Source organism: Bacillus pseudomycoides DSM 12442, from assembly GCF_000161455.1.
GTDB classification, from domain to species: domain Bacteria; phylum Bacillota; class Bacilli; order Bacillales; family Bacillaceae_G; genus Bacillus_A; species Bacillus_A pseudomycoides.
Map to the genome: position 1 here is coordinate 2,187,954 of NZ_CM000745.1, position 20,598 is coordinate 2,208,551.

The 20,598-nt window shown below is 31.4% G+C and carries 22 protein-coding genes; 15 read left to right on the plus strand and 7 right to left on the minus strand.

What is annotated here, in order from left to right:
• Nucleotides 1–193: 193 nt before the first annotated feature.
• Nucleotides 194–874, minus strand: a complete 681-nt coding sequence (locus BPMYX0001_RS10860) for an ArsR/SmtB family transcription factor (protein ID WP_006094901.1) — start codon at nt 872–874, stop codon at nt 194–196.
• A gap of 94 nt (nt 875–968) precedes the next feature.
• On the opposite strand from BPMYX0001_RS10860, the gene BPMYX0001_RS10865 reads away from it, so the two are divergent.
• The 5 genes from BPMYX0001_RS10865 to BPMYX0001_RS10885 all read left to right on the plus strand — a co-directional run bounded on the left by BPMYX0001_RS10865 (nt 969) and on the right by BPMYX0001_RS10885 (nt 4,493).
• Nucleotides 969–1,583 (plus strand): flavin reductase family protein, encoded by a 615-nt coding sequence (locus tag BPMYX0001_RS10865; RefSeq protein WP_033798878.1) that lies wholly within the window; start codon nt 969–971, stop codon nt 1,581–1,583.
• 23 nt (nt 1,584–1,606) lie between these two features.
• The gene (locus tag BPMYX0001_RS10870; protein ID WP_003197805.1) at nt 1,607–2,137 is read left to right on the plus strand and encodes a GNAT family N-acetyltransferase; all 531 of its coding nucleotides are present in this window, start codon (nt 1,607–1,609) and stop codon (nt 2,135–2,137) included.
• 254 nt (nt 2,138–2,391) lie between these two features.
• Nucleotides 2,392–2,877: a DinB family protein gene (locus BPMYX0001_RS10875; protein ID WP_006094903.1), complete on the plus strand. Its 486-nt coding sequence runs from the start codon at nt 2,392–2,394 to the stop codon at nt 2,875–2,877.
• Between the two features lie 23 nt (nt 2,878–2,900).
• Nucleotides 2,901–3,470 (plus strand): shikimate kinase, encoded by a 570-nt coding sequence (locus tag BPMYX0001_RS10880; RefSeq protein WP_050774405.1) that lies wholly within the window; start codon nt 2,901–2,903, stop codon nt 3,468–3,470.
• 255 nt (nt 3,471–3,725) lie between these two features.
• Entirely contained in the window at nt 3,726–4,493 is a 768-nt protein-coding gene (locus BPMYX0001_RS10885; protein WP_006094905.1) for a glycosyltransferase, read from the plus strand.
• 60 nt (nt 4,494–4,553) lie between these two features.
• Here BPMYX0001_RS10885 and BPMYX0001_RS10890 read toward each other — a convergent pair whose 3' ends face one another.
• From BPMYX0001_RS10890 to BPMYX0001_RS10900, 3 genes are all read right to left on the minus strand, one after another.
• Nucleotides 4,554–5,564: a D-alanyl-D-alanine carboxypeptidase family protein gene (locus BPMYX0001_RS10890; RefSeq protein ID WP_033798879.1), complete on the minus strand. Its 1,011-nt coding sequence runs from the start codon at nt 5,562–5,564 to the stop codon at nt 4,554–4,556.
• 713 nt (nt 5,565–6,277) lie between these two features.
• Nucleotides 6,278–7,435, minus strand: coding sequence for a sensor histidine kinase (locus BPMYX0001_RS10895; protein ID WP_018780494.1), 1,158 nt, complete (start codon nt 7,433–7,435; stop codon nt 6,278–6,280).
• Nucleotides 7,425–8,117, minus strand: coding sequence for a response regulator transcription factor (locus BPMYX0001_RS10900; RefSeq protein ID WP_029426830.1), 693 nt, complete (start codon nt 8,115–8,117; stop codon nt 7,425–7,427). The genes BPMYX0001_RS10895 and BPMYX0001_RS10900 overlap by 11 nt, the downstream gene beginning before the upstream one ends.
• 475 nt (nt 8,118–8,592) lie before the next feature.
• Here BPMYX0001_RS10900 and mtnN point away from each other — a divergent pair, with 475 nt between their 5' ends.
• From mtnN to BPMYX0001_RS10930, 6 genes are all read left to right on the plus strand, one after another.
• Nucleotides 8,593–9,300, plus strand: a complete 708-nt coding sequence (gene mtnN, locus BPMYX0001_RS10905; RefSeq protein WP_033798880.1) for a 5'-methylthioadenosine/S-adenosylhomocysteine nucleosidase — start codon at nt 8,593–8,595, stop codon at nt 9,298–9,300.
• A 46-nt stretch (nt 9,301–9,346) separates the two neighbouring features.
• Nucleotides 9,347–9,982: an SDR family oxidoreductase gene (locus BPMYX0001_RS10910; RefSeq protein WP_006094910.1), complete on the plus strand. Its 636-nt coding sequence runs from the start codon at nt 9,347–9,349 to the stop codon at nt 9,980–9,982.
• A 26-nt stretch (nt 9,983–10,008) separates the two neighbouring features.
• Nucleotides 10,009–10,860, plus strand: coding sequence for a GNAT family N-acetyltransferase (locus BPMYX0001_RS10915; protein ID WP_033799653.1), 852 nt, complete (start codon nt 10,009–10,011; stop codon nt 10,858–10,860).
• A gap of 169 nt (nt 10,861–11,029) precedes the next feature.
• Nucleotides 11,030–11,527: an SRPBCC family protein gene (locus BPMYX0001_RS10920; protein WP_033798881.1), complete on the plus strand. Its 498-nt coding sequence runs from the start codon at nt 11,030–11,032 to the stop codon at nt 11,525–11,527.
• 463 nt (nt 11,528–11,990) lie between these two features.
• Complete coding sequence (locus tag BPMYX0001_RS10925) at nt 11,991–12,569, plus strand: GNAT family N-acetyltransferase (RefSeq protein WP_006094915.1); 579 nt, start codon at nt 11,991–11,993, stop codon at nt 12,567–12,569.
• Between the two features lie 583 nt (nt 12,570–13,152).
• Nucleotides 13,153–13,959, plus strand: coding sequence for a PspC-like choline-binding domain-containing protein (locus tag BPMYX0001_RS10930; protein WP_003207203.1), 807 nt, complete (start codon nt 13,153–13,155; stop codon nt 13,957–13,959).
• 485 nt (nt 13,960–14,444) lie between these two features.
• Here the strand turns inward: BPMYX0001_RS10930 and BPMYX0001_RS10935 are convergent, their stop codons facing one another.
• Together BPMYX0001_RS10935 and BPMYX0001_RS10940 are read right to left on the minus strand one after the other, a co-directional pair.
• Nucleotides 14,445–16,130, minus strand: a complete 1,686-nt coding sequence (locus BPMYX0001_RS10935; protein WP_006094916.1) for a M3 family oligoendopeptidase — start codon at nt 16,128–16,130, stop codon at nt 14,445–14,447.
• A 17-nt stretch (nt 16,131–16,147) separates the two neighbouring features.
• A complete protein-coding gene (locus BPMYX0001_RS10940; protein ID WP_006094917.1) occupies nt 16,148–17,086 on the minus strand; it encodes a DMT family transporter in 939 nt (312 codons plus the stop codon).
• A gap of 125 nt (nt 17,087–17,211) precedes the next feature.
• Between BPMYX0001_RS10940 and BPMYX0001_RS10945 the strand changes: the two genes are divergently transcribed.
• The 4 genes from BPMYX0001_RS10945 (at nt 17,212) to BPMYX0001_RS10960 (ending at nt 20,289) form a co-directional block, all read left to right on the plus strand.
• A complete protein-coding gene (locus tag BPMYX0001_RS10945; protein ID WP_006094918.1) occupies nt 17,212–18,582 on the plus strand; it encodes an aminotransferase-like domain-containing protein in 1,371 nt (456 codons plus the stop codon).
• Nucleotides 18,583–18,604: 22 nt separating this feature from the next.
• The gene (locus BPMYX0001_RS10950; protein WP_033798882.1) at nt 18,605–18,952 is read left to right on the plus strand and encodes a hypothetical protein; all 348 of its coding nucleotides are present in this window, start codon (nt 18,605–18,607) and stop codon (nt 18,950–18,952) included.
• A gap of 12 nt (nt 18,953–18,964) precedes the next feature.
• The gene (locus tag BPMYX0001_RS10955; protein WP_006094921.1) at nt 18,965–19,843 is read left to right on the plus strand and encodes an SDR family oxidoreductase; all 879 of its coding nucleotides are present in this window, start codon (nt 18,965–18,967) and stop codon (nt 19,841–19,843) included.
• 209 nt (nt 19,844–20,052) lie between these two features.
• Nucleotides 20,053–20,289 (plus strand): DUF3947 family protein, encoded by a 237-nt coding sequence (locus BPMYX0001_RS10960; protein WP_006094922.1) that lies wholly within the window; start codon nt 20,053–20,055, stop codon nt 20,287–20,289.
• Nucleotides 20,290–20,315: 26 nt separating this feature from the next.
• Here the strand turns inward: BPMYX0001_RS10960 and BPMYX0001_RS10965 are convergent, their stop codons facing one another.
• The gene (locus tag BPMYX0001_RS10965; RefSeq protein WP_003207198.1) at nt 20,316–20,531 is read right to left on the minus strand and encodes a spore germination protein; all 216 of its coding nucleotides are present in this window, start codon (nt 20,529–20,531) and stop codon (nt 20,316–20,318) included.
• Between the last annotated feature and the right edge of the window lie 67 nt (nt 20,532–20,598).

A 20,598-nucleotide genomic window follows, 5' to 3' on the forward strand; every position in this document is an offset into this window, starting at 1 on the left:
ATGAGCCCCGTATAAAAGGGGCTCATGTCTTGTTTTATGATGGATAGATTTTTTGTATTGAGAATCTCCTTTAATATGAATGAAAAGCACATACATTATCTATGCCAAATTGAAATAAAGATTAATTTTGTAGTTCCTTTGCCGAATAATTCATGTATAAGTCTATAAATATGGGAATTGTTCATCTATAAAACTAAAGTTTTATAGAAAAAGTTTCATAAATTTTTTGCTGTCCTAATGAAGTTATGTGTATCGCTCTTGATTGTTCGAACTTAGTAATCCAATTTTGTTCTAACATTCGTACCAGAATTGCATTTCCCAGTGCACCTGCAATATGGTGTTGTCTCTCGGTCCAATCTAAACAACATCTGGAGAATGCACGTCTTTTATTGTGTAATCGTTCTAAGTTCACACCGAAATCTGAAAAAAATGCTTCACCGACTTTTGTTACTGTAAATTCAGTATCCTTTTTTATTAATATTTGTTTATTTAATAAAGCATTTGTAATCTCAACTCCTAATTTTTCTGCTAAATGATCATAGCATGTTCTTGCATATTGAATTTCTTTATTTTCTTTTGCTTGTTTAAAAGATCGAATTGGTTCGCAAGGGGCAATGTATAATAGCTTTTCTAGTGATTCTGCTAGCTCATGATTTGCCAATTTGTAATAACGATGTCTGCCATGCTTTTCTACTTCAACAATTTGTGCCTCATATAATTTATTGAGATGAAAACTGGCTGTTTGTGGTTTGATTTTTGCAACATGTGCTAATTCAGTAGCGGGATGGGCGCGCCCATCCATAAGGTGAACCAAGATAGTTGCTCGTGATGTATCACTAATTAAGGAAGCGATTTTCGCTATATTTTCATTCATCCTCTTCACTCCTTTTTTACATCCATATTTCGATGATAATGGAAGTTTTTATGTTTTACAATACAGATAAAGAATCAAAATTAGGAGTGATAATATGAATTCGGAAATAAGTAAACTATTAGGCAAAGAGATACAGCCAAAGATTTTATATTATGGAATGCCAATTTATTTATTATCAACATTAAATGAAGATGGGACAACAAATATCAGTCCAATGTCTTCTTCATGGGCATTAGGAAAATATATGATTTTAGGCATTGGTTTGGGAGGGAAATCGGTTGGAAATCTTGAAAGGAGTAGAGAATGTGTTATTAATTTCCCTTCTGCATTGCAGTGGAAACAAGTAGAAAAAATCGCACCCTATACTGGAGTAAAACATGTCCCAGTTTATAAACAAGAAATGGGGTATACATATCAAAAAGATAAATTTACAATGGCTGGTTTTACACCATTGGATTCACAGTCAGTAAAGCCACAACGTATTAAAGAATGCCCACTACAAATCGAAGCAAACGTAAAACAAATTAGGATTCCAGAATATGATCCTTTCTTTGCAATTGTTGAAACCGAGGTTGTTCATGTACATGCGCATGAAGAGATAATAAAAGGGGAAAACCATATTGATCCGCAAAAATGGAGTCCGTTATTTTATAATTTTAGACATTATTTTTCAATAGGAGAAGAGTTAGGGAAGAATTATCGAGCTTGAAATCTTAAAAGGAGTCAGGGGAAATGATCAAACTTGAGTATTTTGAAAGAAACAATTTTAAGCAACTTATAGATTGGATTGATTCGGAAGAGTTTTTATTACAATGGGGCGGTCCGGCATTTTCATACCCATTACAGAACAAACAATTAGAGAAGTATATAGCGAATGCAAATTATGAAAATGCAAATGTATTTGTTTATAAAGTGATAGATCAAGAAACGAAAAAGGTTATTGGGCATATTTCACTTGGAAAAATTGACCGAATAAATAAATCTGCAAGAATTGGGAAAGTTTTGGTTGGTGATACAAGTATGAGGGGAAAATCTATTGGGAAAAAGATGATGGAAGCAGTGCTCAATGTTGCATTTGTACAATTAAAATTACATAGAGTCTCTCTCGGAGTGTTCGATTTTAATTCAGCTGCTATTACATGCTATGAAAAAGTGGGATTTGTAAAAGAAGGGTTATTAAGAGATGCGAGGAAAATAGGAGATGAATATTGGAATTTGTGGGAAATGAGTATTTTGGAATATGAATGGTTTAATAGAATGTAACTAAAATTTATCTTAAAATGATATGATGTAACTGATGGAGAAGATATTAAACTAATTGGAAAAATTATAAAAATCTAATTTAGTTTCTTTTAAGTGCTCAGGTATAAATAGCTATTTATCTTTCAAACGAATACTCTATTGATATGTTCTTGGATAGCGCTCTTTATACAAAATAGTACTATAAAATAAAAGAATTTTCTGTATAAGTAATATAATGGTATTAACTGGATACATATTAAAAGGAGCGATATTTAGTGGAAACTTTATTTCGATACAATTGGCAAGTAAGAGATCAATGGTTTGAATGGTGTAAACAGATTTCGGAAGAAGATTTACTCTGTAAACGTGTTGGAGGAGTAGGGAGTATTTTAGAAACTTTATTTCATATTGTAGATGTAGAGTATAGCAGGATACGTGCGCTTCAAGGGAAAGCAGATTTCGAACTGAAGTTTGAAGATTATAGAACGCTAGAAAAAGTGAAGCAGCTTTCTGATTCCTTTCGAACTAAAATGGAAGACTTTACACAAACATGGTCAAGTAATTTAGAGAATAAAATATTAACAGCCTCATGGACTGATGAGACGTTCAAATATGGCGAGGTTCTACGTCATGTGATTGCTCATGAGATCCATCATATTGGTCAATTATCTATTTGGGCAAGACAATTGAATCTTCAGCCTGTGTCAGCAAATTTAATTAGAAGAGGTTTAATGAAAGAAGCTGGGAATTCTATTTTGTAAAAATCTATAAAGTGGTGGTTGTTTTGAAAAGTATTATACCTAATAAAATTCATATCATTGGTTCTGTTGGAAGTGGAAAAACAACCTTAGCAAGAGCATTATCTTATCAATTAAATATTCCTTATTATGAGCTAGATAATGTTGTTTGGAGAAGGACTAAAAATGGAGATATAAGAAATACACCTAAGGAAAGAGATGAACAACTTTACAATATTGTAAATTCAAATGCTTGGATTATTGAAGGTGCCCATCATAAATGGGTATCGCAAAGCTTTCAAAAAGCAGATTTAATCATATTCTTAGATGTAAGTGTAGTGAAGAGGATAGTCAGAATAATAAAAAGATTTATTTTGCAGTTACTTAACCTGGAAAAGGCTAACTATAAGCCCACATTTAAAATGTTAATGAAAATGTTTAAGTGGACGAATGATTTTGAAAAAGATAGTAAATCAGAAATTTTGAGGATGTTAAAACAGCATGAGGAGAAATTGATTATTCTGAAAGATAATACAGAGATGAAAGTATCGAGAGTAGGATTGTCACGCTTAAATCGAGACATTTTAATCGGAAAAGTTGTGATAAAAATTGACTAAATAAAATTCATGTAAATGAAATGAAGATATAAAGCGAAAACACCAAGATATTAGATGTGAGTCCTATACCTTGGTGTTTTTTTGAAAAAGTACATACATTAAGAAAAAACTTTTTGTTTTATAGACTTCAATCATTTCAAAAATAGTAAGGCTTTGTTCATAGTACAACTTGAATAAACAACGGCGTAATAAGTCGGTTGTAAATATAGTAAGAAAATGAATTGATAAATAAAGTTTACATAGGAGAGATATGATATGGATAGAAATGGTTGTTTTGTCGGAACAGATGGTGAACAAGATGTTAAGTTTTCCATTATCATACCTGCACACAATGAAGAAAAATATATTGGTAGATGTCTTGATTCCATTGTGGTTGCATCCAAATTTTATAAAAATCAAGTCGAGGTAATTGTTGTATTAAATCGTTGTAGTGATTGCACAGAAGAAATTGCACAATCTTATCATTGTATAACTTTACAAGATGAGAATAAGAACCTATCTAAAATTAGAAATGCTGGGGCGAAAATAGCTCGAGGAGAAATCATTGTTACAATTGATGCTGATAGCTGGATGAGTGAGAATATGTTAAGAGAAATAGATAAGCATTTAGAAACTGGAAAATATATAGGAGGGGGAGTAAAAGGGAAATTTGAACGTATTTCATTAGGAATTATTGTTTCAGGATTATTGTTAATTATTCCTCTCATTTTCAAATATGGATTCGTTTCTGTCGGAATGTTTTGGTGTTATAGAAAGGATTTTGAAGCTATTGGTGGTTTTAATGAGGATTTATTAATGGCTGAAGATGCGGAATTTGCAATGCGTTTAAAAAAATACGGTAAGATCCATGGAAAAAGCTTTACTACCATTAAAAAAGCTTATATGACAACATCTTGTAGAAAATTTGATGAGCATGGTGATTGGACTTTAGTAAAGAGACCTCAAATTATTTTGGCATATTTAAAGGGAACAAATAAGAAGTATGCAGATGAATTATACTATGAAAAGAAAAAAGGGAAATAAGGAAAACCGACTTTTTTAGAAAATACAAGCCGGTTTTTTTATGTGAAAGAGGCTTTTTAGTTAAAAATCCTCTGAATCTTTTTTTCGTATATGTACGAATAGTGAAATGGCAATAATAACAAAAATTATTATTGTTTGTAAAAATAGATTTTTAAACTGAAGCAGAGATATCCACGATATCAAATAATCCTTAACAGATTGAAGAGATGGAAGGTGAGTAGGCTCGGAACCATAAGTAAATAGTTTTTTTGTTTCGATAAAAGCACTATTTTCTCCATTTGCCTCCATTACAATCGAAATAAACCTCTTGTTTCCTTGTTTTGCTGTACTAGCAAAACTATATCCAGCAGGATTTGAAAAGCTAGTTTGTAAACCATCGACTCCTTTGAATTTTATTTTACTATCAAGTGAATACAACATTTTATTTGTATTGAAAACATGTATATCTTTGAAGGTGAATTGATAAGAAGTTAATTGGGTGATTTCTAATATCATAGGATAATCCGTTATTAAATGCTGGGCTAGTTTCGAGGCATCTAAGGCTGTTATTTTAGATTCTTTTTGTTTATTTATTACGCCGGTTGCATTTGCAAAATACGTTTTATTAGATAATCCTAATTGTGTCGCTTTTTCATTCATTAAATTCGTAAAGTCTTGTTCGCTTTTTGAAATATGTTCTGCTAAAAATACGGCCGCACTATTATCAGATGCAAGAACCATTGCATGAAACAAATCTCGAATCGTTATTTGATCTTCAAAAGTTATATCGATATTATTTCCTTCCATTTGAATGGAAGAATTACTTATTTTCACACGATCATCCCACTTGATTTTTCCTTTTTGTATTTGTTCTAACACAATATACTCTGTCATCATTTTTGATAAACTTGCTGAGGAGAAAGGGGTATCTTCATTTTTTTTATATACAATCTCTTCTGATGTTGCATCTATTAAAATAGCTGATTTCGCTTTAATTGAAGGTCCGTTTACATAGAAATAAAAATAAAAAACAAGAATTGCAGTAATAAGAAAAGACAATATAAGAAGCACCAAATTCTTAAAATGTTGCATAAGCTATCCTCCTTGTATATCGATATTACTAGTGTAAAAATTAATCTTTAACTAGGAGGAAAGAAAAGGTAAAGAATTTCTAAAGAATTATAAGGAATATATAAATTTTGGATAATTATGGTCATCATGAGGAAATAAACATGTATTTTCACTCACATTTAAACATAAAGAAGATTTAGTAGTAGAGGACAGGAATGAATTAGTAATGGATAAATTAGGAATTCTTAAAGAGTAAATTTTTTCAATTTATTTAACGTAGAAGTAAATTACGAAGTGGAAGTAACAGTTAGAGGTGGAGAATTTTCTTAAGTACAGTGGGGGAAAGTGAAGAATCATTTGGAATTATTGAAAAAAATCAACTTTCGCAGGTACAAACTGTTATTTAATACAATCTACTTAAATAAACAAACTGATTCCAAATCAGTTTGTTTATTTCTCACTATTCTTTAGTCCCTAAAACATCTGTATTTGGAGGCTCATAACCCATCTGGCGTGCCATAGCTACAATCCATGTGAAATGCGTACATTCTAGGTTTTTATTCTTTATATTGATAGTGATAAGTTGATAGATCGGAAATAAAACCCCATGGAATTTTTCCATGGGGTTTATCAATCAACACAACAAAATCACTATTATATTTAGAATATAGTACTTTTCTTGTTCTAATAGGTGATTTTTTTAGTGGATTTTTAGTTGTTGAGATAAATGCTTTTTATTGCTTATATGAAAGAAGCTTCACAGTAAATGTTGTTTGTTCAGTATCGCTATATACCTCAATCGTTCCATCGTGAATCTCCACAATACTTTTTGCAATCGCTAATCCAAGGCCTGATCCTCCCGTGTATGCAGAACGGGATTTTTCAACACGATAGAAGCGTTCAAAAATATGTGCTAAATCTGTACTTGGGATAGGCTGTCCGTAATTTGTAATATCGATTACAATCATGTTTCCGTCTTGATAAGCTGTTATATCAATAAATTTCCCATCATTACCATACGTTATAGCATTCATAATTAAGTTCTCAAATACACGTACTAATTTATCTCCATCAGCAAGGACCATAAGTTTTTCTGGTGGAAATGAAAGTCTACACTCAATATTGGCTTCCTGGAATTGCATACGAAATTGAACAGATAGTTGACCAAGTAGTTCAATTATATCAATAAGTACAGTATTTAGTTGTAACTCGTTATTTTGAACACGCGTATACTCAAATAAGTCATTCATTAGCATGTTTAATCGATTTACTTTGTCATAAATAACTTGAATATAATGACGTAATTCTACTTCATCTCTGTAATTATCATGATGTATGAGATTAACATAGCCAACTATGGATGTTAGCGGTGTCCGTAAGTCATGTGATACATTTGTGATGAGTTCACTTTTGGCTTGTTCAGTTTGACGTTCTTCTTCAATTGAAACTTTTAACTGCTCTACAATGTGATTGACACCAGTTGCTAAGTCTTCTAAATAATTATGTTGTAAAATAGATACTTTATGATTAAAATTACCATCCGCAATATAACGAATTTCGTCAATCATTTGCTTTATGCATACTTCATAATATAGTTTTTTTTCGTGACGATAGAAAATATAAACATAGAATGAAAAAATTGAGAATAAAAACAGATAGGATCCCATCATTGTCCAAAGAGACTCCTTTAATCCCATATACTTTTCGTAGCCGACGATTCTGACAAATTCTCCACTTAATGCCGTTAATGTAAGGGAACTGTCAATTACACTCGTAACAAGACGGGATATGACAACCTCGGTAATTGGTGTAAGCAAAATAGATATTAAAAGCCAAAAAACAATTTTCCATTTCGGAATGACTTTTAATATGTCAAATGTCTCATTTCTCAATTTTATAACCTACTCCCCAAACAGTATGGATGAGTTTTTCACCATTCGTTCCTGTTTCAAGTTTTTCTCTTAGGTTACTAATATGAACCATTACAGTTTTATTGGAACCATAACCATCCTCATTCCAAACTCGTTCAAATATTTCCTCTGAACTAAATACTCTACCAGTATTGCTGGCAAGTAAATATAAGATATCAAATTCAATAGATGTAAGTTTAATATACTCTCCATTCACTTTCACAGTATGATTATGTTTATGTATTTCAACAGAGCGGATGCGAATAATACCATCATCATTAAGTGATGTAACTTGTTGGAATGAAGATCTACGTAATAGCGCTTTAACTCTAGCTATTAATTCTAATGGATTAAAGGGCTTAATCATATAATCATCTGCACCTGTCATAAGACCTAGGATTTTATCCATATCTTCGGCTTTTGCACTTAGCATAAGAATAGGTACCGTATTTTCTTCTCTAACTTGCTGGCAAACTTCTAGTCCATTTCGTTTTGGCATCATAATATCTAATATCATAAGGTCAATCTGATAAAGTGAGAGCATGTGTAACGCTTCATCACCATCATATGCTTTATAAATGCTGTAGCCTTCATTTCGTAAATAAACGGCTAGTAATTCTACAATTTCTTTATCATCATCAATAATTAAAATGTTTCTTTCCATCATATACTTAATTCCTTTCTTTGCATTCCCTCATCATTAATATAATAACAAACATTTAGGCATTTGGGAGTTAAGATCATACATAAAATTTCATGTAACGTATTGAAAAGAATTAAAAAAATACATCACGAATAAAAACAACAGGATAATTTGTTTCCTTAGGATATGTTGAAACAAAGTTTTATTGAGGAGAAAGTAGCGTGTTACATAAAAAACTATATACATTTGAATCCAGTGGAGCTTGGAAAAGTGATATAAAAAAGTTTTTATTAGATTGGGATTTGAAATATAAAATAAGTGGAATTTGAATTATTTAAAAGGAATAGTAGATTAGAAAGGATCTAGAAGAGGATGTGAAGTACTTACGAAGAATAAAGAATTAATAAGGTATTTACATAAAAAGTGGATTCCATGTTATGAGCGAAAAAACATTGGTGAATTATTCAAATGAAAATAGGGGGAAGTGAAAAGTGTAATGAAACGTATTGCAATTGTATCCGCATGGGAACCAGAGCTTACATACTTGTATCAGTATTATCCAAGCCATCGTGTAGAAAAACGAGCTGCTTGGGAATTTCATTTTCATTCTATAAATGAATTAGAAATAATCTCTGTAATTACTGGTGTTGGAAAAGTGAACTGTGCTAGTTGCGTACAGTTACTAATAAGTGAATTTAAGCCTGAACGGTTATTTATGACAGGCATTTGCGGAAGTTTATCTGAGAAAGTAAAGAATGGTCATATTGTTGTTGCACTTAACACACTACAGCATGATGTAACCGCTGCGGGAACAGGAACGGATAGTTTCGATTTATATACTGGTAGAGCAGCTCCTATTGAAACAACGAAATACCTTGTAAGACAAATAAAAAAAGTGCGTGCTTATGATCCAGTACATTTTGGAACTTTCATATCCGGAGATCAGCGTATTCGCAGTACGGAAATGAGATATTTACTACATACTGTATATGGTGCAATAGCTGTTGATCAAGAAATAGCTGCTTTTGCATACGTATGTCATGTGAATAAAAAGCCTTTTCTTTGTTTGAAAGCAGCTTCAGATCAGGCAAATGATAAAACTGTAGAGGAACAAAAGGTGTTTAAAATGTTAGCCTGTGAGAGAGCATGTGAATATTTAATTGCGTTTTTACGCGTTTACGAATTAACTACATCTCATCAATAATACGATGTATAAATCTATATCCTTTAAAAGGAGCCTAACTTTAGTCATGAAAATAATAAATAAAGTAGCAATTATTGGTGCAAACGGAAAGGCTGGTAAATACCTTATAACTCAAGCACTACAAGAAGGATACTTTGTACGTATTCTCACACGAAATCCACAAATATTTAAAATATCGCATAAACATTTGGAAGTTGTAAAAGGAGATGCTCGCGATATTTCTGCAATACGTCGATTACTACAAGGCTGCAAGGCTGTTATTAATGCAGTGGGGAAACCTAAAAAAGAATCATATATATTTAGTACGGTGACAAATCATATTTTAAAAGTAATGGAAGAATACAGAATCAAGCGATATATTCTTGTTTCTGGAGGATCATTGGATGTACAAAGAGATCAAAAGAGTATATTAAATAAACTAGGAGCAATGTTATTTCGTGTGTTTCTTTCGAATATGATGAAAGATAAGTATAAGGAATTACAAGTGATACAAAATAGCAATGTGGATTGGACTATTGTGCGGTTACCTTTTGTTGTAGACGGACAAGGGAGTGGTAAAATCAAAGAGAGTATCAGAGATTTACCAGGGATTAAAATTCAAAATGGAGATATTGCGCCGTTTGTTATAAAGCAAATTAATGATGAAATGTATAGCAGAAAATGTCCATTTATTTCAAATTAGTGGGAAAGGTAGATGAAAATTTTACTATGTTTCATTATAAAAAATGTAGCGAAGCAGATATAGATTTAGTATACGAAGCTTTTCGAGATGGTTTTTCTGATTACATTATAAAGATGGAAGTTTCAAAAGAAGACTTTATAAAAAGATTTTTCGGTCCAGAAGGTAATAAACTTGAGTATTCTTATATAGCGTTGGATGAAAATAAATCAATTGGAGTTATACTTGGTGGAATTAAAGAATATGAAAGTATAAAAACAATGCGATGTGGCACATTAGCGCTTCATCCGGACTATCGTGGGGTTGGCGTTAGTCATAAATTATTTGAATTTCATAAAGAAGAAGCGATAAAAAATGGATGTCAGCAACTTTTTCTTGAAGTCATTGTCGGTAATGATAGAGCGATTCAATTTTATACGAAGTTAGGGTATGAAAAAGTATATGATCTGTCTTACTATAATTTGAGGGACACTTCTATTTTGACAAGTAAGAGTGTACAAAATATAGAAATAAGGAAAATTAAGTTTGGCGAATTTCAAAACGGGATACAAAAATGGTTAAACTTCCATATAAATTGGCAAAATGATATCGATTATATGGAGAAAACTGAAAATAATACGTATTATGGAGCTTATATTAATGATGATTTAAAAGGATGTATATGTGTTAGTGACAATGGTAAGATAAGTTTATTATTTGTTGATAAAAAATATAGAAGAATTAGAGTGGCTACAAGTCTATTACAAACTGTAAGCAAAGAATTACAGCTTCCCAGTCTTTCTATTGGATTCCCTAATAATGGTTTACTTGAAGGATTTGTAAAAAAATGCGGATTCGAGAAGAGTTCGTTGGCTCAGTATGAAATGTATTATACATTGTAACGTTTAGAGGAAAATAGAAAAATCTTTTAGCTGCATACTTTCAAAGAAACTGAAGGATTTATATTTTTATAGACATCATAAGTTTTTATTTGCTTTTTCATGTGTTTTGTGTGAAATTTTAAAAAAACGGGCATATGTTTGTTTTTCGAGTTTAAATGGAGGTATGACTATGTTAGCTCTAATAGAGAAAATAGATAATGAATATGTAGCTCAATTTAACCGTTCATTAAATCATGCAGTAGAACAAGTTTGGGCTGTATTAACAGAGAATGATAAACTAGCAAGATGGATGCCAAACCTTTATGTAGAGAATCTACGAAAAGGAGGTATTATAAAATTTGATATGATGGATGGCTCAGGGAATTTTATTGATATCAATATTTTAGACTGTCAAGTAAATTCTGTATTAGAATTTACTTGGGGAGAAGATCGTGTTCGATTTGAAGTACATAAAAATCCAGATGGTTGTCTATTAATATTAAAGGAATTTATTCATGAAATAAATGAACACACACCAAAAGATTTATCTGGATGGCATATATGTTTAGAAATTTTTTCTGCTGTATTAGATGGTCATGACATGGATTTTCCAAAAGATGAATGGGAAAAATGGTATAAAAGATATAAGTTAGTAATTAATAAAATCGAAAATAATGATTTAAATTAATCGTATTATTATGTGATAATTACAGATTAAAAAAGCTTTTATCGTGAAATAAAAACTATTGATTATATATGATGAATGAAATAAATACAGAAAAGAGTACATAATTGTTAACAATAATAAAAAACAGCACATAAGTTTGATTTGCAATGTTCTCGACAAAAAATGATTAAATTACATTTCTCTTAGATTGATTAACTGATGCCTAATACAAAAAGCAACAAAACAGGAGAAAACTTGCTTTGTTGCTTTTTAAATACACTTAAATTTCATAAAGAGGAACACAGTGTAGATTGCAATATAAATGTAAAATTAGCACAAATTATCAAAAAAAACTTTTGTTTGAATTATAAAATGTGAATATACAGAGGGTTGAGGAATGTATCACTTTGAAAGAATACAAAACCTAAATATATTGAAAAGAACTTATAAGACCAATTAAGGAATAACCTAAGGAGAGAATAAAATGAATATTGAAATGGTTTTTGGAGATTTCCCAGTATTGGAATCTGTTAATCTAGTATTAAGAAAAATCGAAGAGGTACACTTACAGGAATTATATTCGATCTACGACAATGACAAGGTATTTGAATATTGCGGTATCATTCCTAAACATAACTTACAAACGGTAAGAAAGATGATTGGTCATTTTGATAGGGATTATCATAAAAAAAGCAGAATTAAATGGGGTATCTTTCAGAAGAATCAAAGTGATAAATTGGTTGGAATTATTGAATCTATGGATTTTAATCAAAAAGTGAACATGGTATCTATTGGATACTTTTTGGCAGAGGATTATTGGGGTAAGGGCATTGCAACTGAATCTGTTCGTATGGTAGTAAAATTTTTATTTGAAGAAGTTAATGTAAACAGAATTCAAGCGGAGGTCATGCCTGTAAACGAGGTTTCAAAGAAAGTCCTCTTAAAGAACGGTTTTATAAAAGAAGGGGTGTTAAGACAAGCTTCTTTATGGTCTGGTAAAGGAGTGATTGATTTAGAAATATATGGAATCCTTAAAGAGGACTACATACAAAATTTCAATTAAAATGATACACCTATTTATTTTCATCTCGCTTTAATGGGATAAAATTTAAAGAAAGAAAAAAGTTAGGTAGTGGATAAAGCCGCGCTGATTAAAGTTTCACTTTATCAAGGATAGAAGGATAGTGTTAATGTAGGTGTTATTAAATCTGATTATATCAAGATTTTATTATGTAATTATAATACCTTAAAAATAGAATTATAGATACAATTAACCCCCTAGGTAATGGAGAATTGATACTCACGTTATGTCATTGTTTAAATTAAATTTGTTCTTCGAAATAATAGTAATATATAGGAGAGACTAATGTTTAAAATAAGAGGTTTTTCAAAGCTATAATGAACAGAGTGGAGAAATGAAACTTTGGAGTCGTCCTGATTTTTTTATTATTTAGTTCTTATTATTATGAAAAACTTTTTTGCGAGGCAATATGTTTTTCTGAAACCATTTTATACGCAACTTGTTATATCCAAGTTCCAATGTTTTTATATTTATTTTATATTCGAACTACAATCATTGTGGTAATATATTTTAATAGAGTATATTTTTACCAAATTACTCTTAACATTATCATAGGGGGATACATATGAAAAAAAGAATAGTTTCAGTTATTTTATCGTCGGCTATTTTATTTCCTACTATTTCACATGCACAGGAAAATTCTAAGCAAGAAAAACAGAATCAAAGATTTCAAAAAACACCTGCTGTACAACAGCAAAAATCAATTCATATAAAAACAGAACTTTCACCAGAAATAAGGAATAGTGATATTAAAGGAAATAAACATGGTATTCAATACTCTAACCAAGAACGTAATACGGTCAAAGCTCCAAGAAATGGATGGTTCTCTTATAATGGATACTGGTATTATTTTAAAAACGGATCGTTATATCATGGTTGGCTACAAGACGGAGGGAAATGGTATTTTTTATTGAATGGTTCCGGGGCAATGGCAACAGGATGGTATAAGGTGGATGGCAAAAACTATTATTTTAATTCCAGTGGTCAAATGCAGACAGGTTGGGTACATGACGGTGTAAGTTGGGCATATTTTAAAGCGGACGGCTCACAGCAAACTGGTTGGTTTCAAAATGGTGGGTATTGGTATTATTTACCTAAAGATAAATATATGAGTACTGGCTGGAATCACATTGATGGAAAGCTTTATTATTTTAATTCCAACGGTCAAATGCAAACAGGTTGGGTACATGATGGTGTAGGTTGGGCTTATATGAAACAAGATGGATCACAACATGTTGGATGGTTAAAATATGATGGCAAGTGGTATCATTTTTATGCAGGATATCATATGACTAGAGGTTGGATTTTATTAGATGGTTATTATTATTATTTTGATGCAAATGGTATTTTACAATATTCTCAGAAAGCTTGATGTAATTACATAGAAGGAATTTTCTACCCTTTCTTAATGAGTAGGAGTTTATGAGGATTTGTTTATTGAGATTCGATCCCTAGAAGAAGATTTTAATAAGCGGTGTTATCTGATTAAAAGTGAAGGGTTAAAACGAAAAAGCACATCATTGTGCTTTTTTCGTTTTAACAATCATTTAATAGTTCAGTTAGAAGTAAAAGCTTATCCAAAAATATCAAGGCCAATCACTTCATTATTAGCCTCATCGACGACCAAGACAATTTGTTCAGCAAATATCTGAAAGGATCGAATAGTTATTGATTCCTTTAAATCATCATATAAATACCAATCAGTTGGTGTTTTGCTTGTAAGTCATCATCTTGAAAGAAATATAATATTATTATGTAAACTAATAATGATAAACTAAGACTCTATTTTGAAAAATATAATTTCAAAATAGAGTCTTTTAGTACAGGTTAAATTAAGTAAAACGTAGGCTTAATTACTCATATTTTTTCTAATAACGCTAATTCCTCTTCAACAAAACACATCAAATCCTTAATTGTTTCACCAGAAAAGTCAAATCGAATTCCAGCTGCTTCATATACTGTTTTTACAGACTTAGAACTACCTAAAGATAAAGCTTTTTTATAGTTTTGCAATGCTTGCTGAGGGTTTTCTTTATATTGTTTATACATTTGTAAAGCGCCAATTTGTGCAATTGCGTATTCAATATAATAGAAGGGTACTTCAAAAATATGTAGAACAGATAACCATTGTGCGACGATCCAATTTTTATAGCCATCTGTATTTACGATGCTTGAATTATATAGAGAAGAAAGTTCTAAAAACTTAGCATTTCTTTCTTCGACAGTATGAGTTGGATTCTCATACAACCAGTGTTGAAATTGATCAATAATCAGTGTAATTGGTAAATACTCTATAATTTGTGTTAATTGTTCTCGCTTAGCTTGTTTAAAATCTTCTTGATTATTATAAAAAACATCCCAGTTGTTCATTGTAAATAGTTCCATTGTCATACTTGCTAATTCAGCAGTCTCCATTGGTAAATGTTGATATTGATGTATCGAAATATCTTTCATTAAATCATGATGAATACAGTGACCCATCTCATGTAAGAAAACAACAACATCATCTTGTGTTTTTGTTAAATTCATAAAAATAAATGATAACTTAGATGCGGGTAAATATTCACAGAATCCACCAGGTGCTTTCCCTTTTCTGCTTTCCAAATCTAGATGGTTATGCATTTTTTCTAGAAGAGCTGAAAAACTTGAATCAATCTCTGCGAAAAGTGTTTTGCTTTTTTCTATTAATTCATTTTCATTTTTTACAGGGTGTAAAGGTTTATGATCTGCAGGTACAGCATGTATATCCCACGGACGTAACGTATCTACCCCAAGCTTTTCCTGTAATTCTTTATGCATTTTTTCTTGAAGCGGCACAACGTATTTACGAATAGATTCAGCGAATTTATTGCATTGTTCGGCCGTATAATCAAAACGCTCGTATTTTTTAAACATGTAGTCACGATAATTCATTAAACCAACGTTCCTAGCTTTTTTTGTTCGAAGCACAATTAACTGATTTAAGATTTCTTGAATTTCATTCTCTACGGATAAAAACTTTTCAGAGATAGCAGTCATCGCTTTTTGACGAATGCTTCGATCAGAATCTTGTAGATATATTCTTAATTCAGAAAGGTTTACCTCTTCACCGCCCCACATAGAAGAGAGATTACCAGTGATTTCAAAATATCTTGTTATTAACTCATCTTCAGTAACCTCTAAACTAATATTTTCTTCGTTAAAGAGGCTTCGAATGTTTTGGATTTTTGTATCTAAGAATCCAAACTGAGAGGGATCTAACTGGAAGCGATAGGGTGATTCATAATATTTTTGATCTAGTAGACTTTTATAACGTTTTAATGTAGGCTGTACATTTTTTTGATCAAAGTCAAAAGCTTCTTTTACCTTTATATCATTTGTATTTCGTTGAAAAGCAATATAATGTTGCATGAGTTGCTCATTGATAGAATTTAAAGTCTGTGATTGTTGTATTAACCAATTCTCAAGTTCTTGATTAGAAGATATTGATACGTTTAATAATGTATCCAATTCTTTTGTTAGTTCAGCTATATTACTAATATTAATAGGCATTACCTGCTGCATGAAAAATCCCTCACTTTTTATTTACTAATAGAGGTATTCTTTTCTTTTATATGAATTCCTTTTTTACCTAGGAAGTTTGTACCTACTATACCAAGAACAATCATTATGGTCCCAACGATATGATAGTATGCAATTTGTTCGTGTAAGAATAATACTCCTGCAATAATTGTAATAAGTGTAGATAGATTACTAAAGACACTCATTTTAGCTGCTTCCATATAAGACAATGAATAATTTAATAAAAATGCTGTTAGCAAAGAAGACAATAATCCTAAATATAAAATAGATATAAGAAATGTTCCGTTTGTAAATGGTTTAAAGTATATATTTACAGTACCTTCATTCATATGTTCAATGATAGCGATTAAATTGAAACTAAGAAACCCAATCATTGTCATCATATATGTTAAGTCTATTAACTTAAATTTCTTTGTCATTTTTTGTGCTAAAACATTGTAGCAAGCAGATGATAACGCTGATAGCAGAATAAAAGCAACTCCTATAAAACCAGTCTCATGAGTTCCTGTGCCATTCATAACAAATATATAAATAACACCAATTACAGAAATGAGTACAGATATTTTTTGCCATGCATTTGTAAATTCTTTTAAAAAGTAAGAAGCGAAAATCATTGTGAATATCGGAATGACAGCTTGGATAATCCCAGCTTCAGACGAGCTTGTATATACTAAGCCGACAGCCTGGAACGCAAAGAATAATGCTGGGTAAAAGATTGCTAGTGGTAAAAGTGAAAGTATGTTTTTAAATGAAATATTTAATTTTACAAAACCAAAAATGATAGGAATAGTTGCTATTAAAAAAGCAACTGTAAAACGGTGTGCAAGTGTATCGAGAGGAGTTGTAACCGTTAATGCTAATTTCACAAACATAAATGAAAATCCGATAATAAAGGCATATACTAATGCGGCTGTATATGCTTTAGTTGTGTTTTTCATAATTTCACCTCATATAATTGATTTACTACTGGCCAGTATATGTACATGGTAATCTTTCTGAATCGGTGCTACAATGTGAACAAATACAAACTGTACCGGTACAAAATGGACGTTGAGGTGTAATCATGTATAAATATTTAAATGTATTAAATGATTTAGAAAGCATGATTCAAAAAGGAGAGATAAAAGAAGGTAGGAAATTACCGTCTATACGTTCACTCGTATCACAATATGAGTGCAACAAAGCAACCATTATACGTGCACTTCATGAATTAGAGAAGCGCCATATTATTTATTCCGTACCTCAAAGTGGATATTATGTGGTGAAAAAAATGGGGGATTATGAAGAAGATGAAACAGAGAATTTTGATTTTGCATCTTCAGCTCCAGATCCTGATGTATTTCCTTACTTAGATTTTCAACATTGTATTAATAAGGCAATTGATACGTATAAGAATGATTTGTTTATATATGGTACACCTAAAGGGCTGCCATCTTTAATTTCAATTGTGCAAAAACAACTAGCGAACTATCAAGTTTTCGCAAAAGAAGAAAATATCTTTATCACCTCAGGAGTGCAGCAAGCTCTAGTTATATTAACTTCAATACCCTTTCCAAATCAAAATGAAACGATACTTATTGAGCAACCGAGTTATCACTTATTTATTGAATATCTAGAAACAAATCGTACTCCTGTAATCGGAATAAAACGCACTGCTAAAGGTATTCATTTATTTGAGTTAGAAAAGATATTTCGAACGGGAAAGATAAAATTCTTTTATACCATCCCAAGATTTCATCATCCACTCGGCACTTCATATTCTAAGAAGGAAAAAGAAAAGATTATTTCTCTCGCAAAGAAATACAATGTATTTATAGTAGAAGATGATTATTTAGCAGATTTAGAACAAAACCCAAAGGTAGATCCACTATATAGTTACGATAATTCTTCACATGTAATCTATCTAAAAAGTTATTCGAAGATTATTTTCCCTGGATTACGTGTAGGTGTGGCAGTTATTCCTGCTTCTATTGCAGAAGCGTTTCATAAATATAAAAAGCTATTAGATATTGATAGTTCAATGATTTCCCAAGCTGCTTTAGAAATTTACATAAAAAGCGGGATGTTTGAACGACACAAACAAAAAATCCAATTGTCATATTACGCTAGATCTAAGGCGTTATCTGGAGCATTAGAAGAAGCTTATAAAGAAAATCAACATCTGTTTTGTAAAACAGAAAGCAAAATAGGAATACATACGTGCTTATCATTACATAAAAGTATTGTCACGGAAACGCTTATTAAAAACTTAGGGCAAAATCAAATATTTATAGAGACTGTTGATAAAAATTATTTGTCTTCTTTCCGTAAAGAAAAACTTTTAAAACTGAATGTATCAAATATGAAAGAAGATAAAATTAGGATAGGAATTCATAGAGTAATCGAGGAAATGAAACAAGTAAATCGTGTAGATTTCCATTTTAAGAAAGACTAACACTTCATATAGGAGGTTTATTATGAAGAAAAACATAATAGCCTTGTTGATATGTATTATCGTAGGAACCGGAGTGATAGTAATGGTTATGTATAATAAAGGAAGTGAAAATTGTAAAGGGGTTGCTATTCATATAAAGTCAGTTATTGTAGATGGCAACAACCTTTCTATATCGAATGTTAAAGTTTATGCAGACTCAATCGTAAATAAAGAACTTGCTATTTCAAATTCACAAGGTGAGTTCGAATTTTACACTGGTGTTTGTGGTAAGATTACGCTACAATTTGTTACTCCGGATGAGGAAATATATACAAAAAAGTATGATAGAGAGCATGTACCTAAATTAATTAGACTGGAAAATAAACATTAAGGAGAATTGTATATGAAACCATTACAAGGAAAAGTCGCAGTTGTAGCTGGTGCAACGCGTGGTGCTGGAAGAGGTATTGCAATGATGCTTGGTGAAGCAGGAGCAACTGTGTATGTAACAGGAAGAAGTACAAAGGGTAATTTATCATCAATGGGAAGAACAGAAACGATTGAAGAAACAGCAGAGCTTGTTACAAAACAAGGAGGAAAGGGGATTTCCGTACGTGTAGATCACACAGTGGAAGAGGATATTAAAGCATTATTTACAAAAATTCAAGATGAACAAAACGGCAAACTTGATATTTTAGTAAATGATGTTTGGGGCGGAGATCCGCTTACTGAATGGGGAAAACCATTTTGGGAACATGACTTACATAATGGATTACTTATGCAACAACGTGCTGTCCATTCACACATGATGACAAGTTACTATAGTACCCCCCTAATGGTGAACAATAAGAAGGGACTTGTAATTGAAATTACAGATGGTGTCGATTATCAGTACCGTGGTAACCTATATTATAGCTTAGCAAAAATCTCAACCATCCATTTGGCAGAAGCAATGGCGAAAGATTTAGAGGAACATCATATTACTGCTGTTGCGGTAAGCCCTGGATTTCTCCGTTCGGAAGCAATGTTAGATTTATTTGGTGTAACAGAAGAAAATTGGCAAGAAGGTGCAAAGAAAGATCCACACTTTATCGCATCTGAAACACCTTTCTTTATTGGTAGAGCAATCGCTGCTTTAGCAAGTGATTCGAACGTTCATAATAAAACAGGAAAAGCCCTTAGTTCTTGGGGGTTAGCGAGAGAATATGGATTTAAAGATATTGATGGAAGACAACCTGATTGGGGAAAATATTTTGAAGAGAATGTTTTAAAAGGACAATGAGTATTGTATAAAATGAAATGAAGACTAAGAACCATGTATATATCGGTTCTTAGTCTTCATTTTCGTTTGTATAAAAATTTTTGCTGCATCTTCATTCCTTCCAACGGTGGACAAAAGGTTGTTAAATATTGTTACGCTTTAGAACTTTTTAAAACTCATATCCATAATATATAAAACAGTGTGTGGATGATTATATAAGAGGGAGTTGAATGAATATGAATGTTCCATATTTTAACAATGAAATTCGAGTTCCTGCTGTAACATATACTTCAGCACAAGGTACACTTCAATCTGTTCAGCAGGCATTACAAGCGCAGGTACAAACAATGCAGATGCAAGGTATGCATTTTGACTATCCGTCTGTACAATATTATTATCCTACGTATATGACTCAGAATGGGATATATTTTTCAACAATTCCAATTGGTGCTGTGTACAATTTATAAAACTGATTTTATTACTCTTAATAAAATTAAGCTGTTCCAACTTGATTTTGATCTGCAACATCAGAATCAAATGTATTCGTTGCACTCACACCGTTAAAGGTATTAGTTACAAAAGCAACATTAGATGATCCTGAACCATTATAGGCTTTTGTATTCTCTTTCGGAGAAACATTATAGAAATCACCTAAGTTAAAAGAACCGTTACTATTTTGAACAACAAGATTTCCGACAACAGAGGGCATAGTCTTCACCTACTTTATTAGATTAGGGATTGTTAAAGTCACTATATGATTTATTTTTGTAAAAGTG